This is a genomic window from Bacteroides sp. f07 (assembly GCF_042854785.1).
Taxonomy (GTDB): Bacteria; Bacteroidota; Bacteroidia; order Bacteroidales; family Bacteroidaceae; genus Bacteroides.
Genome location: NZ_BAABXI010000001.1, coordinates 2,746,957 through 2,762,345, shown reverse-complemented (window position 1 = coordinate 2,762,345; position 15,389 = coordinate 2,746,957). Strand labels below are relative to the sequence as shown.

The 15,389-nt window shown below is 43.9% G+C and carries 10 protein-coding genes; 4 read left to right on the top strand and 6 right to left on the bottom strand.

All coding sequences use genetic code 11. The annotated features are described in order from the left end of the window. Positions 1 to 55: 55 nt before the first annotated feature. The 3 genes from ACGHVY_RS11475 to ACGHVY_RS11465 all read left to right on the top strand — a co-directional run bounded on the left by ACGHVY_RS11475 (position 56) and on the right by ACGHVY_RS11465 (position 4,984). On the top strand, positions 56 to 580 hold the full coding sequence (locus ACGHVY_RS11475; protein WP_390599128.1) for a biotin/lipoyl-containing protein: 525 nt from the start codon (positions 56 to 58) through the stop codon (positions 578 to 580). An 87-nt stretch (positions 581 to 667) separates the two neighbouring features. After that, positions 668 to 3,034 (top strand): PAS domain-containing protein, encoded by a 2,367-nt coding sequence (locus tag ACGHVY_RS11470; RefSeq protein WP_390599678.1) that lies wholly within the window; start codon positions 668 to 670, stop codon positions 3,032 to 3,034. Positions 3,035 to 3,424: 390 nt separating this feature from the next. Further along, positions 3,425 to 4,984 carry an ATP-binding protein gene (locus tag ACGHVY_RS11465; RefSeq protein WP_390599126.1) on the top strand — a complete coding sequence of 520 codons (1,560 nt, stop codon included), beginning with the start codon at positions 3,425 to 3,427 and terminating at the stop codon, positions 4,982 to 4,984. Between the two features lie 42 nt (positions 4,985 to 5,026). Here ACGHVY_RS11465 and bioD read toward each other — a convergent pair whose 3' ends face one another. The 6 genes from bioD to ACGHVY_RS11435 all read right to left on the bottom strand — a co-directional run bounded on the left by bioD (position 5,027) and on the right by ACGHVY_RS11435 (position 12,097). Then, positions 5,027 to 5,674, bottom strand: coding sequence for a dethiobiotin synthase (gene bioD / locus ACGHVY_RS11460; protein ID WP_390599124.1), 648 nt, complete (start codon positions 5,672 to 5,674; stop codon positions 5,027 to 5,029). After that, positions 5,671 to 6,438 carry a malonyl-ACP O-methyltransferase BioC gene (gene bioC / locus ACGHVY_RS11455; RefSeq protein ID WP_390599122.1) on the bottom strand — a complete coding sequence of 256 codons (768 nt, stop codon included), beginning with the start codon at positions 6,436 to 6,438 and terminating at the stop codon, positions 5,671 to 5,673. The genes bioD and bioC overlap by 4 nt, the downstream gene beginning before the upstream one ends. A gap of 10 nt (positions 6,439 to 6,448) precedes the next feature. Beyond that, positions 6,449 to 7,108, bottom strand: coding sequence for a DUF452 family protein (locus tag ACGHVY_RS11450; protein WP_390599120.1), 660 nt, complete (start codon positions 7,106 to 7,108; stop codon positions 6,449 to 6,451). Beyond that, positions 7,105 to 8,259 (bottom strand): 8-amino-7-oxononanoate synthase, encoded by a 1,155-nt coding sequence (locus ACGHVY_RS11445; RefSeq protein WP_390599118.1) that lies wholly within the window; start codon positions 8,257 to 8,259, stop codon positions 7,105 to 7,107. Before ACGHVY_RS11445 ends, ACGHVY_RS11450 begins: the two co-directional genes overlap by 4 nt. Before the next feature lie 222 nt (positions 8,260 to 8,481). Further along, positions 8,482 to 10,896: an adenosylmethionine--8-amino-7-oxononanoate transaminase gene (gene bioA / locus ACGHVY_RS11440; RefSeq protein WP_390599116.1), complete on the bottom strand. Its 2,415-nt coding sequence runs from the start codon at positions 10,894 to 10,896 to the stop codon at positions 8,482 to 8,484. A 91-nt stretch (positions 10,897 to 10,987) separates the two neighbouring features. Next, positions 10,988 to 12,097, bottom strand: a complete 1,110-nt coding sequence (locus ACGHVY_RS11435; RefSeq protein WP_390599115.1) for a DUF4421 domain-containing protein — start codon at positions 12,095 to 12,097, stop codon at positions 10,988 to 10,990. Between the two features lie 160 nt (positions 12,098 to 12,257). Here ACGHVY_RS11435 and ACGHVY_RS11430 point away from each other — a divergent pair, with 160 nt between their 5' ends. Further along, the gene (locus tag ACGHVY_RS11430) at positions 12,258 to 15,383 is read left to right on the top strand and encodes a SusC/RagA family TonB-linked outer membrane protein (RefSeq protein WP_390599113.1); all 3,126 of its coding nucleotides are present in this window, start codon (positions 12,258 to 12,260) and stop codon (positions 15,381 to 15,383) included. Positions 15,384 to 15,389: the final 6 nt, after the last annotated feature.

The window sequence follows — 15,389 nt, the reverse complement described above, 5'->3', positions numbered from 1 at the left end:
AATCTTATTAAATTGAGAATTGAGAATTAAAAATTAAAAAATAATAGTGCAGGTTATGGGTACAACATTAGCTACATATTATGCCAGACTTCAGGATATGCCGGACAGTGAATATAAGGTGGAAATCTTGGAAGACGGGCCAATCAAGAAGATTGCGGTCAATGGTAAAGTATATGAGGTCGATTATAATATGGGGGGTGACTCCATTCATTCGATTATTATCGACCATCATTCGCATGGGGTGCAGATTTCTCCTTCTTCCAACAATTCTTATACGATAATGAATAAGGGGGAATTGTATCAGATTGAATTACAAGGAGAGATGGAGAAGATACACAATGCACGTTCTGCTGCCGAGTCGGTAGGACGGCAGGTAGTGCAGGCTCCTATGCCGGGAGTCATACTGAAAACGTATGTGAAGAAAGGGAACAGCGTGAAACGCGGTGATCCGCTTTGTGTATTGGTGGCTATGAAGATGGAGAACGAGATACGTTCGGTGACGGACGGTGTTGTAAAAGAAGTGTTCGTGGAAGACGGCATGAAAGTGGGATTAAATGACCGAATCATGGTGATTGAATGATTCTTGGAAAATAAATGGGATTTTACGTGCTTATCTCCAAATAAATATTTACTTTTGGCAGATAAGTACGTATTTATCCGTTATACCATGAACAGTCAACAAACAAGGGAAGCATTAGCAGAGCAATTAGAGGCACTCAGAAAAGAGAATGAGCAACTCAGGAAGGAGCTTCTGTCCCTCAAACAAGAGAAAGAGGAGGATAACTCCATTAGTTTCAAGGAAAAATATGCTGTAAAGATACTGGATTCTCTGCCGGATATGCTGACAGTCTTTAATCACAAGGAAGTGGGGATTGAAGTCGTGTCCAACGAAGAAACCAATCACGTCGGAGTGACAAACAAGGATTTTGTGGGAATGCACATGTGTGATATGGTGCCCCCGGAAGCCTATCAGAATATACATTCCAATATGCATCATGCGATTACTACAGGAACCGTTTCGGCTGCGCACCATGAACTGGATTTTAATGGCAGGCATCATTATTACGAAAACCGTATTTTCCCGTTGGATAAGGAATATGTGTTGATTATGTGCCGTGATATAACGGAAGGGGTGGCTACGCAAAGGCAACTGGAAGTATTCAAGAGTGTACTCGATAAAGTGAGCGACAGTATTCTTGCCGTGGCAGAAGATGGGACGCTGGTGTATGCCAATAAGCAATTTATAGAAGAATACGGAGTAACCGGAGAGATGGGTACGCAAAAGGTGTATGACTTGCCTGTCTCCATGAAAACGAAAGAGGCGTGGGGAAAGCGGCTTCAGGAAATACGTGACAACGATGGTAGTTTTGCTTACCGTGCCGCGTATGTGCGTGTGGGGGACGATAAGAAAAGGATTCATCAAGTGTCTACTTTCCTGATTCATGAGAATGACCAGGAGCTTGTTTGGTTCTTTACCCAGGATATTACGGATGTGATAAAGAAGCGGGATGAGCTTCGCGAACTGAATCAGTTATTGGATGGTATTTTGAATAATATCCCTGTTTACCTGTTTGTGAAAGACCCGGAAGATGAACTTAGATATTTGTATTGGAACAAGGCTTTTGCCGACCATTCCGGTATCCCTGCTTCCAAAGCGATAGGGCATACGGACTTTGAGATATTCTCCTTGCATGAGGATGCGGAAAAGTTCCGTAAGGATGATTTGGAACTGCTTCGCACTCATAAGCGCATTGATATGCAGGAAACTTATCTGACGGTTTCGGGAGAAGCACGTATCGTGCAGACGTTGAAAGCGCTTGTCCCGATGGAAGGGCGTGAACCGTTATTGATTGGTATCTCCTGGGATGTCACCAATCTTCAGAATATTGAGCAGGAACTTATCAAAGCGCGGATTAAAGCCGAACAGTCTGACCGGCTGAAGAGTGCTTTCCTGGCCAATATGAGCCATGAGATACGGACACCGCTCAATGCGATTGTCGGATTCTCTCAATTGCTGCCTGCCGCCAATACTGCCGAGGAAAAGAAACTTTATTCGGATATTATCAATCAGAATTCGGATATTCTGTTGCAGCTAATTAATGATATATTGGATTTATCGAAGATAGAAGCGGGTACATTGGAGTATGTGAAACGTCCGATGAATCTCGGTGAAGCGTGCCGAACGATTTATACGGTTCATAAGGAACGTGTGAAAGAAGGGGTGAATCTTATCTTTGATAATGGAGAAGAAGACCTACTAATGGAAGGTGACCCGAATCGCATCATGCAGGTGATAACGAATTTTATCACCAACGCAAGTAAGTTCACTTATACGGGTGAGATTCGCTTTGGCTTTGAGCGAATGGAACAAAAGATTCGCGTATATGTGAAAGATACGGGAATCGGAATAGAACCGGAAAAGGTAGACCATATTTTCGACCGTTTTGTCAAACTGAACAGTTTTGCGCAAGGCACAGGTTTGGGACTTTCTATCTGCCGGATGATTATTGAAAAGATTGGTGGAGAAATAGGCGTGAATTCCGAACTGGGTAAAGGTTCGACTTTCTATTTTACAATCCCCTGTGAGGAAGTGGGAGAATCGGGAACGCTTTTCAAGGTAACGAGAACGGAACCTAAAAGCAATCCGGTAAGTCGTTCGCAACAAGTGAAGAGGATTCTGGTTGCCGAAGATGTAGAAAGTAACTTTATCCTGCTAAAGAATATGATAGGAAAGGATTATACTTTACTTTGGGCTAAAGATGGATTTGAAGCCGTAGAAATGTACAAACAGTATTGTCCGGACTTGATTCTGATGGATATAAAAATGCCGCGCATGAATGGTTTGGAAGCTACTCATATCATCCGTTCTTATTCCAAAGATATTCCTATTATCGCTCTGACAGCATATGCTTTTGAAGCGGATAAGGAACTGGCTTTAGAAGCCGGCTGCAATGATTTTGTGACGAAACCGATTTCGGATAAGATATTGAGAAGGGCGTTGGAGAAGTGGTCTTTCTGTTTATATGAAGATTAGAGGGAGTTTATTCTATTTTCTTCCTTCATCTCCGTCTCTATCTCCTTTTCTATCACCGGGCTGATGTGTGTGAGATGAATAGGAACGGGATTTTTGTACTGTAAGAGGTTGATATATAATTTGTTACTACTGCCTGTTTTGGTTTAAAACCAAGGCGCTGTTCCTTTAAAAGGAAGACTCCGTTCCTCACCGAGGAAATAGTCGTTTCGACGTATCGCGGCGGCAGGCGTCGAAGTCTTGTCGCAATCCACCCCTTTGCAAGCATTGAATTTTTTGGCAGATGTACAGAATGAATTGCGGAACAGAATCTTTTAACCCTCTACGAATAAAGAGTTCTATTAAAAATATATATCTTTGCAAGACAGGTATTGATTTATAAAAGCAGAGAGTATGAGCAATAAAATTTATCCTATCGGTATTCAGAATTTTGAAAGCCTTCGTCAGGATGGCTATTTCTATATTGATAAAACGGCATTGATATATCAAATGGTAAAGACTGGGCGTTATTACTTTTTGAGTCGTCCGCGCCGTTTCGGAAAGAGTCTGCTCATCTCTACCTTAGAGGCTTACTTTCAAGGAAAGAAGGAGCTGTTTGAAGGACTGGCAGTAGAAAAGTTGGAAAAAGACTGGATTAAATATCCTATATTGCATCTCGACCTTAATATTGAAAAGTATGACACACTGGAAAGTCTGAATAATATACTTGATAAATCGCTGACAGCGTGGGAGAAACTTTACGGTGCCGAGCCGTCCGAACGTTCGTTTTCCTTGCGTTTCGCCGGTATCATAGAGCGTGCCTGTAAATTGGCAGGGCAACGTGTGGTCATTTTGGTTGACGAATATGATAAACCTATGTTGCAGGCCATTGGTAATGAGGAACTTCAAGAACAATTCCGAAATACCTTGAAACCGTTCTATGGAGCGCTCAAAACAATGGACGGCTGCATTAAGTTTGCATTCCTTACCGGTGTGACAAAGTTTGGCAAAGTCAGTGTATTCAGTGACTTGAACAATCTGGATGATATTTCAATGTGGAATGAGTATATCGAAATATGCGGTGTCAGCGAGCGTGAAATTCACGAAAATCTGGAAACAGAACTCCATGAATTTGCAGCAGCGCAAGGTATAACGTATGACAAACTCTGTGAAGAACTGAGAGAGTGTTATGACGGTTATCATTTTACGCACAATTCAATCGGCATGTACAACCCATTCAGTCTGCTTAACGCTTTCAAACGCAAGGAGTTCGGCAGTTATTGGTTTGAAACGGGTACGCCTACCTATTTGGTGAAGTTACTGAAAAAACATCATTATGACCTGGAACGGATGGCACATGAAGAAACCGATGTGCAAGTGCTGAACAGCATTGACTCTGAATCTACCAATCCTATTCCGGTGATTTATCAAAGTGGATACCTCACTATCAAGGGGTATGATGAACGTTTTGGTATGTATCGTTTGGGTTTTCCCAACCGTGAAGTGGAAGAAGGATTTGTTCGTTTTTTGCTTCCTTTTTATGCAAATGTTAATAAAGTAGAGTCTCCGTTTGAAATTCAGAAGTTTGTTCGTGAGGTGGAATCGGGAGATTATAACTCTTTCTTCCGCCGCTTGCAGAGTTTCTTTGCGGATACTACCTACGAAGTGATTCGTGACCAGGAATTGCATTACGAGAATGTATTATTCATTGTTTTTAAACTGGTCGGCTTCTACGTCAACGTGGAATATAATACGAGTGACGGGCGCATTGACCTTGTCTTGCGGACTGATAAATTCATCTATATAATGGAGTTTAAACTGAATGGCACAGCCGAAGAGGCTTTGCAGCAAATTAACGACAAGCGTTACGCTCTTCCTTTCGAAATGGATGAACGTAAACTCTTTAAGATAGGGGTGAATTTCAGTGCGGAAACCCGTAATATTGAGAAGTGGATTGTAGAAACAAAAAACTAGCCCGGTAAATAGTGAGGTTAGTCTTTTGAAGTCAGAAGTCTTTTATTCTTTTATTTCCGGAACCAATATAAACTTCGTATCCGGGAAATATTTCTTCAACCAGTTTTGAATGAAGTTCATCGTATCATTCTGAATCGTTTTATCTTTTACGGTAGGATACATATTATAAAGTACTGTATCCAGTACAATACCGCGCTTTTGTATGGCTTCAAGACTAAGCAGGGTATGATTGATGCTTCCCAATTTGCCGGAAGTGACAAAGATAAGCGGATAGTTCTCTTGGGCGATATAGTCTATTGTCAGAAGTTCAGTGGTTAATGGAACCATTAGTCCGCCTGCGCCTTCGAGCAGGACAGAGTCATAGCGTTCACTCAGTTCTTCAGTGGCACGTTTGATTTTATCGAAGTCGATAGGGCGGTTATCCAGTTGGGAAGCAAGATGCGGAGAAGCGGGATAGGAGAAAATCTCTGGCATAGTGAGTTTTTCTTCATCTTCTTTAGTGAAGGGAATTCCCATAATACGACGATGCAAATCGATGTCTTCGGAATGACCGACGTTTCCTGTCTGGATGAATTTTTGAGTGATGGTACGCTGTCCGTTCTTGTTCCATTCACGGGCTAGGAATCCGGTGGCGTAGCTCTTGCCGGCATCGGTGTCGATACCGCTTACGAAATATACATTTTGTTTCATACTTTCTTCTTTTTTGCGATGATATAAATAGGATGATAGGTCAGGGACACTGAAGTGCCTTGGGTAAATTCTTGTGTGTAACGTTCACTGAATAACTGCAAGTCACGACGTGTTCGCAGTTGTTGGGAAGGTGAGCCGGATATGCCGGTTACTCCTGTCTGTTTCAAATGATAAAGCACTTTTAGTGGGTTATCGAACGAAAGAGGAATAAGTTCTTCTTCCGAATAGAGTATGTCAAAGTGGGGCGACAAGGCTGTTACAAGTTCTTCTCGTGAACGATAAGGAAGACCGCTTCCTGTTAGTTTACGTATCTCCTTCATATTCTCTTTCCCGAAAGTGCTGAAAGCAAAATAGCCTTGCTTATTGAGTAAAGCATTGCATCTTTTGAAAAAGTTTTCAGGAGATTCGAACCATTGCAGAGCTGAACAGGAAGTTATCAATGTGCTTTCAGCAGGGAAAGGAACTGTTTCTGCATCTCCCGGAAGAAAGGAAACCTGTTCCTTTCTTAATATATCCTCACAGCAATACTTCATTTCCGGGCAAAGGTCGTTTAGCAATAATTCTTCCGGTCGTAGAGCCTGGAGCAGCATACGGGAGTAAATTCCTGTGCCGCATCCGAACTCAATTACTTTAGAACAGGGAAAGGATATGTGTTCTGTAAGCAGGTGAATCATTTTATCTGCAATCTGCCGCTGTACGTTTGCTTCCTGCGGATAGGTGGGAATGGCTTTAGAGAAACGTTCGGCAATTAGTTGTTTATCCATAAATCAATAATTAGTTGATTTGCATGATTACGTTATGAAAGAGTTCTTGTTGATAGTGGGCGGCTTCTGCATATTCAAGGGAATCCACTTTATTTCTCCATGCCAGCCATTGGTTATCCGGCAGGAAGATACGGTCGTTCTTTCCTATGATGGCTCTTTGCCATGTAAAGTCCGACGGTGGCAATGATAAGTATTGCTTTTGTATGGCAGCAAGCTCTTCTTTAAGTTCTTCAACGGGACGTTGGGGAGCTACTGTCTGAAAAACCTTGTAATCGGCTATTGAGCCACACATGCGTCTTTGAAACTTTTGCAGGGATTGTTCGTTCAATCCTTGCAGGGTTCCTTCGAAAATGGAAGGGGTAATCCCTTTCGTTTCGTGTATAGGATAAAGAGTGCCGTTGATAGCGATACTTTGGAAGAGGGGCAGGGATGGATATTGTTTCATTATCTGAGAAGCTGCCCATACTCCCATTGACCAGGCGATGAGGGTGATTTCGGAATACTCCTGTAAGATGCCGGCATCGAACTCCAATGAACGATAATCATAGCAAATCATCCAATCCTTATCGGTCGGTCGGATTTGCAAAAATGGAGTTTCATCCATTCCCCAGCCTGCGAAGAAAAGCAGTAGATGCTTTTGATTGTTCTTTATGATAAAATGTTGTTTCATCCGTTTATCAGTTTTATGAGTTGGTCGATTTCATGTTCGGTGATGTCCGCTGTCAATGAGAAGCGGATACGTGATGTCCCTTCGGGAACCGTAGGCGGACGTACAGGCAATGCGTAGAATCCTTTGCGTTGGATTTCTTCTGCTTTGCATATAGTATTTTCACTTGCTCCGACAATCATAGGGACAATATGGCTTACCGAAGGGCAGTTATATCCTTTGTCGGCAAGCGCAGTCTTTAGTTTGTTGCTGATTCGCAGCAAATGAGTTCTCTTCTGTTGGAGAGCGGGCAGATGTTTTAATATCCACGAAGTCCATTGAATATTTATAGGCGGAAGGGCTGTTGTGAATATAAACGTGCGCATCTTGTTGATTAGATATTCCCGGATAACTTGTCGGCAGACAATGTAAGCGCCTGCTGAGGCTATCGCTTTCCCGAATGTTCCTACCAGAAAGTCTATATCGTTGATACAGTCCTGTTCTTCAGCGCATCCTAATCCGTTGTCTCCCCGTACGCCGAAAGCATGTGCTTCGTCCACATAAAGAAGAATATTGGAATAGTCCTTTTTTAATTGGACAAGAGCGCGAAGGTCAGCTTCGTCTCCGTCCATACTGAATATGCTTTCGGTAACAATAATGATTTGCTCATATGCGTTGTGATTCTCAGAAATCAGTCGTTGCAATTGGGATAAGTCATTGTGGCGATACCGGATACATTTTGCGGATGACAATCTGATTCCGTCTATCAGACTGGCATGTACCAGTTTATCCGCAAGAATCAATGTCTGCGCATTGCTGACGGCAGGAAGAATCCCTGTATTGGCATGATAACCACTATTGAATATAAGTGCGCTTTCTGTTCCGAACATAGCTGTCAGTTGTTGCTCCAACGCTTGATAATCGGAAAAGTTACCTGTCAGCAACCGGGAAGAAGAGGAACTAGGTAGAAAGGTTTCGGGAGTAATCGTCTTTAAGAACTCCTCTCTTAATGATACATCATTAGCCAGTCCGAGATAATCGTTGGAAGACAGATTCAACATTCGTTGTCCGTTCAGAATAACATCCCGTCCATCGTGGATAAGTGGTGGGAGAGAGCGATAGTTCTTCTTCTCTTTTAGAACAAGAAGCTCCTGATTTATAAAGTCTAATGTCATTATTTATGATTTTTGATAACTGGTATTGATTATAGGATGAATAGAAAACATAATTTATTGTTTATGAGATACTTATTGTATCTACGAAATACCCTGTAAGTTCCTCACCGATGAAGGCAGTCTTCCTCACCGGGGAACGACCCTTTCCTCACCGAGGAACAGCCCTTTGCTCACCGAGGAACGAACTTTAGGGAGAAGATGAGAAAATCTTGCCTTTGTATGTCATCTTTTTTGAATAACTTTGAGTAATCCGGAAGTCAATTTACTTAGTTGTTTGGGAGTAATCATGAAAGGCGGCATCAGATAAACCAGTTTGCCGAATGGACGTACCCAAATTCCTTCTTCCACAAAGCGTTGTTGCATATATGCCATATTCACCGGACGCTTCATTTCAATGACTCCGATTGCCCCTAGTATCCTTACATCAGCTACTTGTGGCAACTCCCGTGCAGGTGCCAATTCTTCTTTTAATTGGGCTTCGATTCGTTTTACATTCTCCTGCCAACCGGATTCAATCAGCAAGCGGACTGATGCGCAAGCCACCGCACAAGCGAGTGGATTTCCCATAAAGGTAGGCCCGTGCATAAAGGCCCCCGGCGCATGGTTGGAGATGGTATCTGCCACCTGATTACTTGCCAAAACCGCAGAAAGCGTCATATATCCGCCGGTCAATGCTTTTCCGATACACATAATATCCGGTTCTACTCCGGCGTGTTCCCAGGCGAAAAGTTTGCCTGTCCGTCCGAATCCCGTTGCTATTTCATCGAAGATGAGAAGAAGTCCGTGTTCCCGGCAGAGCTTTTCCGCTTCGCGCAGGTATTGCGGATGATAAAACCACATACCGCCTGCTCCCTGCACAATCGGTTCAAGAATCAGTGCCGCTAATTCTTCCGAATGTTTTTCAATCGTCTCCCGCAAAGGGATAATATCTTCAGGATTCCACTCCCCGTCAAATCGGGAAGTCGGAGCCGGAACAAAATGACGGACGGGAAGTGCCGAGCCGAAGAGGCTATGCATTCCCGTCACCGGGTCGCATATGGACATGGCATTCCAGGTATCACCATGATAGCCGGAGCGGATAGTTACAAAATTATTCTTATCCGGCTTTCCTGCTGCATACCAGTATTGTACAGCCATCTTCAAGGCAACTTCAACGGCTACCGAACCGGAGTCTGCATAGAATATCTTCTGCATGGATGGCGGAACCAATGGTAATAGTAATTTCCCCAATTTAATAGCGGGTTCATGTGTCAATCCACCGAACATCACATGAGACATTTTATCCAGTTGGTCTTTTGCCGCCTGGTTCAATACCGGATGATTGTATCCATGCACGGCACACCACCAGGATGACATTCCTTCAATAAGTGTCCGTCCGTCTTCAAGGGTAATGGTAGCACCATCCGCCCGTTTCACTTTATAAACCGGAAGCGGGTCGGTAGTAGAAGTATAGGGATGCCATATATGTTCGCGGTCGAACTGTGAACTTGCGAAATGATACCCTTCTTCCTGGATCATCTTCTTGTCTTCCGAAACTTTAGAACCTAGCGTCGTCAGCAGGTCACCCACAATAGCGGAATTGATGCCGATATACAATGCCTTGCGCATAGCTTCAGAAGAGAGTTGAGAACGTCCGCCGGCAAAACGCAGAAAGGCCGTCGGATTGATGAAACGGAACAAGGCAATCGTCCTGAGAATCTCTTCTTCACTTAGAGGCTTTTCGTTTTCCAACGGCGTTCCGGGTATCGGACTTAGCAGGTTGATAGGAATGGACTGGACATTCAGTTCTTCCAGAGTGAAAGCGAATTCAATCCGTTGTTCCATCGTTTCTCCCATACCGATGATACCACCACAGCAAATATCCATTCCTACACGGCGTGCAGCGTCGAGAGTAGCAAGTTTCTGTTCCTGTGTATGAGTGGAGCAGAGCGTTGAAAAGTAGGAAGGAGCAGTTTCCAGATTACAGTGATAGCGGGTTATGCCTGCTTCATGCAGAGAACGCAGTTCTTCTTCGTCGAGCAAGCCTAGCGAAGCGCAAAGCTGAATTGACGAGTGCCGCCGCATGTGGCGAACTGTATCACAAAGTTGGCTAATCTGTTTGGGAGAGGGCTTCCGTCCGCTGGTGACGAGGGAGAAACGGTTGACGTCTTGGGCTTCATTATATTTTGCCTGTCGGAGACATTCTTCGGCGGGAAGGAGGTCGTAGACCTCGGCTTGCGTCTTGTAGTGAGAGGATTGTGCGCACCATTTACAGTTCTCCGGACATCTGCCGGACTTGGCGTTGATGATGGAACACATGTCGAATTCGTGCGAAGCACGTGCGACGGTTATCTCATGCGCGGCGGCATAAAGCGCCTCGCTGTCGGCCATGTTGGCCAGCCAAGCGGCTTGGTCGGGCGATATGTCTATGCCTGCCAACACTTGGTCTTTGATTTCTTGAAGTGTCATAAATGTATGATAAGGGATAGTTTGTGCAGCATTCTGCTTGCGAAGGGCAACGTCCACCACATTGATATGCAGATGACCAATTTGGAATTCACGTCCCATGCTCGCGAAAGCGGCATAATTCTTTCTGCCCCAGTAGCGGAAGCGGGAAAGAAAGGTGCGTGTGGTCTGTATATGACGTTGTTTTTTCATTTAGTTCTTGTTTTTAAAGAAAAGAACGGGGCAAATGTACAAAGATTCTTTGGATAAGCAAGCAAGTTTGCGCTTTCTGATGTATGCATTTTTATTTCTTCTTCCTGTATTCCTTGCGCAAATGGAAGTTGAATCCTGCATATATCTGAAGTGTACCGAATCCGTTGTCCAATGAGAAATTGTTCCGGTGGTAATTATAGTTTTTCCCTACAAAAGACGAGCCGACAAAATATTTCCCGTTATTGTAGACAATGCCTGCACGAATCAGAAAATCGAGATTGAACTTGCTGTACCATTGTTTTCCTTCGTGGGTTTCCGCGTCTACGTCGGAAGCCTTATAGGCAATGGCGGGGGTGAGAGAGAGACATGCCAGGCAATTGCGTGCGAATACCCAGTTGTAGGCATAGCCGAAACTGATATTGGCATTGGTATATTTTATCTTGTTGACTTTCATTCCGGGATTCATCCTCTCCTGTATATATTCCGGCAGTTGCTGATAATCAAAGTCAAGATTATGTTTGGAGATAGAGAAACCTGCGATGAATGTTCCTGCATTACGCCGTTGGTTGGTCGACTGGCTGAAAGCGGCAGGATAAGAGAACTTCCGGTTATTGAATATATAATATAAATTCAGTCCTTTGATATCCACTTTCAGTCCGTTGAAGTTTTCGGAATAATTGGAAGGAATCTCGTCATAGAATCCCCTGATTTTATGAATCTTATAATTGTTACCTGTACGGCGGTAGAAGATGTCTACGCCCAACTTGGAACTGTAAAGGCTTAAATCAAACTCTGTCCCTTTATTCTTGCGGTTTGTCTTACGATAAATATCATCGACATCGACAGACCATCCCAGAAAAATCCATCTCCAACCGAAGTATAGTCCTATCTTGTTATGTGGATTAGGAGAAAAACTGAGTTTCTGTGGCTGAGGCAACTCACTGGTGACCGAATAATACTCGAAGTTGCTGAAATGCGTAGTCATTAATGCATAATTGTAGCGGTTGGGACTGATGTAAAGCGTATCAAAATCACTGAAATTCATGAATTTCTTGATAGCTCTTTTGAAAGCGTTTGGTTTGGCGATACTTACAGAATCTTCCTGCACGCTGTCGGTTACAGAAATATTCTCCTTTTCAGGTTGTGCCTGTAAGGAGAGTGACAATAACAGAGAAATATATAAAATAATCTGTCTTACCATACACTTTTTCGTAGCCGTTATAGATGTTTTTGGTTTTACGAAAGTACTACCTTTCGCTGATTTATGCTAACAATCATCTAAAAAATGTTTCGTTTCCTAAACAAAAAACTTCTATATACTGTTAGTTACAGCAAGCAAATAAATCTTAAGCCACAAAATTATGAGAATCTATTTACGTTTATTAGTAGCGTTTCTGCTGCTTTTCGCAGGAAATGTGTATGCGGAAGCGCAGCAGGAAAAACGCGTGACGGGCACAGTCAGTTCCGAAGGGGAACCTCTGCCCGGTGTTTCCGTACAACTGAAAGGAGCTTCTTCCGGCACCATTACCGATATTGACGGGAATTACTCTATCGAAGCTCCCGTTAACGGTACATTAGTTTTCCGCTTTGTAGGAATGAGGACAGTGGAACAACCGGTCAATAACCGGAATGTGATTAATGTTACGCTGGAATCTGAAAGCAAGGAACTGGAAGAGGTGATGGTAGTAGCTTATGCTACCGCCAAGAAATATAGCTTTACCGGGGCTGCTTCGACAATGAAGGCAGGAGAGATTGAGAAGTTGCAGACTTCCAGTGTGTCGCGTGTACTCGAAGGTACGGTGTCCGGGGTACAGGCGAGTGCTGCAAGCGGTCAGCCAGGTACAGATGCGGAAATCCGTATTCGTGGTATCGGCTCTATCAATGCTTCCAGTGCTCCGTTGTATGTGGTGGACGGGGTTCCGTTCGACGGTAGCGTCAACTCTATCAATCCCGATGATATATCTTCGATGACTGTTTTGAAAGATGCCGCTTCGGCTGCCTTATATGGTTCACGTGGTGCGAATGGAGTGATTATCATCACTACCAAGCAGGGACAACAGGACTCAAAGGCAACGGTGAAAGTGAAAGCGTCTTTAGGAGGTTCCAATCGCGCTGTCCGTGATTATGACCGTGTCAGCACGAACCAGTACTTTGAACTGTATTGGGAAGCATTGCGCAATCAGTATGCCAAAAGCTCGGATTATACTCCCGCAACTGCTGCCGCACAGGCTTCCAAGGAATTGGTAACGAAATTGATGGGTGGAGGTCCCAATCCTTATGGACCGCAATATGCACAACCGGTCGGTACAGATGGTAAACTGGTGGCGGGTGCCCGTCCGTTATGGAATTCCGACTGGAGTGACGCTATGGAACAGCAGGCACTTCGCACAGAATTGAATCTAAGTGTTTCCGGTGGCGGTAAAGCCAATCAGTATTTCTTTTCTGCCGGATACCTGAATGACAAAGGTATTGCACTCGAATCCGGTTACCAGCGTTTTAATCTTCGTTCGAATATCACCAGCGAAATGACTTCTTGGTTGAAGGGAGGAGTCAATCTGAGTTTTGCACATTCCATGCAGAATTATCCGGTTTCTTCCGACTCCAAAACCAGTAATGTGATTACCGCAGGACGTACCATGCCGGGATTTTATCCGATTTATGAAATGAATATCGACGGTAGTTACAAATTGGATGAGAATGGAGACCGCATTTATGATTTCGGTTCCTATCGTCCTTCCGGTTCGATGGCAAACTGGAATCTGCCGGCTACTTTACCTTTGGATAAATCAGAGCGAATGAAGGATGAAGTTTCCGGCCGTACTTTCCTGGAAGCTACGATTATAGAAGGATTGAAATTCAAGACAAGTTTTAATTTCGATTTAATAAACTACAATACGTTGGATTATACAAATCCAAAGTTAGGCCCTGCCAAGGAAAACGGGGGTGGCTCCAGCCGAATGAACACCCGTACTTTCTCCTGGACTTGGAACAATATCGCCACGTATGACAAAACAATCGGTGAACATCATTTCAATGTCCTTGCCGGTGTGGAGGCTTATTCTTACCGCTACGATGAACTGACGGCATCACGTTCCAAAATGGCGCAGCCTGATATGCCGGAGCTGGTAGTCGGTTCACAGTTGACCGGAGGTTCGGGATATCGCATTGATTATGCGTTGGTGGGTTATCTGACCCAAGCATTATACGATTATCAAAATAAATACTTCTTCTCGGCATCCTATCGTCGTGACGGCTCTTCACGTTTTGCGCCGGAGACTCGCTGGGGAAATTTCTGGTCGCTGGGTACTTCCTGGCGTATCGACCGGGAAGAGTTTATGGCAAGTACTTCCGACTGGTTGTCTGCCTTGACTCTGAAGATGAGTTACGGTGCGCAGGGAAATGACAACCTCGGTACTTACTATGCAAGTAAGGGACTTTATGCCATTGTTTCCAACTTGGGAGAAAATGCGTTAGTGTCCGACCGTATGGCAACCCCGAATCTGAAATGGGAAACGAACCTGAACTTTAATGTCGGCATCGATTTTTCTCTGTTTAACAACCGTTTTTCCGGTTCGTTCGACTTCTTTACCCGTCGTTCGAAAGATTTGCTTTATTCGCGTCCGATAGCTCCTTCCTTGGGATATGGCTCTATTGACGAAAATGTAGGAGCGTTAAAAAATACGGGTATTGAAATGGTTCTTAATGGAACAATTATCAATCAGAACGGTTGGGTATGGAAGTTGGGAATGAACCTGACGCATTATAAGAATAAGGTGACGGATCTTCCTTTGAAGGATATGCCGAGAAGTGGCGTGAACAAGTTGCAGGTAGGTCGTTCTGTCTACGATTTCTATATGATAGAGTGGGCAGGAGTAGATCCGGAAAACGGAGATCCGCTGTGGTATATGGATGAGAAAGATGCAAATAAGAATCCGACCGGAAGACGTGTCACAACAAACGATTATGGTTCGGCCGACTATTATTATGTCAATAAATCGTCTCTTCCGAAGGTGTATGGCGGATTCAATACGTCTCTTTCCTGGAAAGGATTCGATCTTTCGGCGATCTTCGCTTATAGTATCGGTGGATATATCTACAATCGTGATATTACGATGATTCTGCACAATGGTAGTTTGGAAGGACGCGACTGGTCGACGGAGATTCTAAGAAGATGGACTCCCGACAATCGCTATACAGATGTTCCTGCATTGAGTACTACCTCTAATAACTGGAACTCGGCTTCTACCCGTTTCTTGCAGAATAATTCGTATATGCGATTGAAAAACCTGACGCTTTCTTATAACTTGCCCAAACAATGGATTAGTAAGTTGTCATTGAGCAGTGTGCAGGTATATGTACAAGGAGATAATCTGTTTACCATTCATCGGAATCAGGGACTGGATCCTGAACAGGGAATTACCGGTATCACTTATTACCGTTATCCGGCTATGCGAACCATTTCCGGCGGTATCAACGTTTCTTTCTAAATTCAG

Coding starts and splice junctions, on each gene's coding strand:
- bioA (WP_390599116.1), bottom strand. CDS start 10,896: ATGAAAAAACAACGTCATATACAGACCACACGCACCTTTCTTTCCCGC.
- ACGHVY_RS11470 (WP_390599678.1), top strand. CDS start 668: ATGAACAGTCAACAAACAAGGGAAGCATTAGCAGAGCAATTAGAGGCA.
- ACGHVY_RS11450 (WP_390599120.1), bottom strand. CDS start 7,108: ATGAAACAACATTTTATCATAAAGAACAATCAAAAGCATCTACTGCTT.
- ACGHVY_RS11430 (WP_390599113.1), top strand. CDS start 12,258: ATGAGAATCTATTTACGTTTATTAGTAGCGTTTCTGCTGCTTTTCGCA.
- ACGHVY_RS11445 (WP_390599118.1), bottom strand. CDS start 8,259: ATGACATTAGACTTTATAAATCAGGAGCTTCTTGTTCTAAAAGAGAAG.
- bioC (WP_390599122.1), bottom strand. CDS start 6,438: ATGGATAAACAACTAATTGCCGAACGTTTCTCTAAAGCCATTCCCACC.
- ACGHVY_RS11465 (WP_390599126.1), top strand. CDS start 3,425: ATGAGCAATAAAATTTATCCTATCGGTATTCAGAATTTTGAAAGCCTT.
- ACGHVY_RS11435 (WP_390599115.1), bottom strand. CDS start 12,097: ATGGTAAGACAGATTATTTTATATATTTCTCTGTTATTGTCACTCTCC.
- ACGHVY_RS11475 (WP_390599128.1), top strand. CDS start 56: ATGGGTACAACATTAGCTACATATTATGCCAGACTTCAGGATATGCCG.
- bioD (WP_390599124.1), bottom strand. CDS start 5,674: ATGAAACAAAATGTATATTTCGTAAGCGGTATCGACACCGATGCCGGC.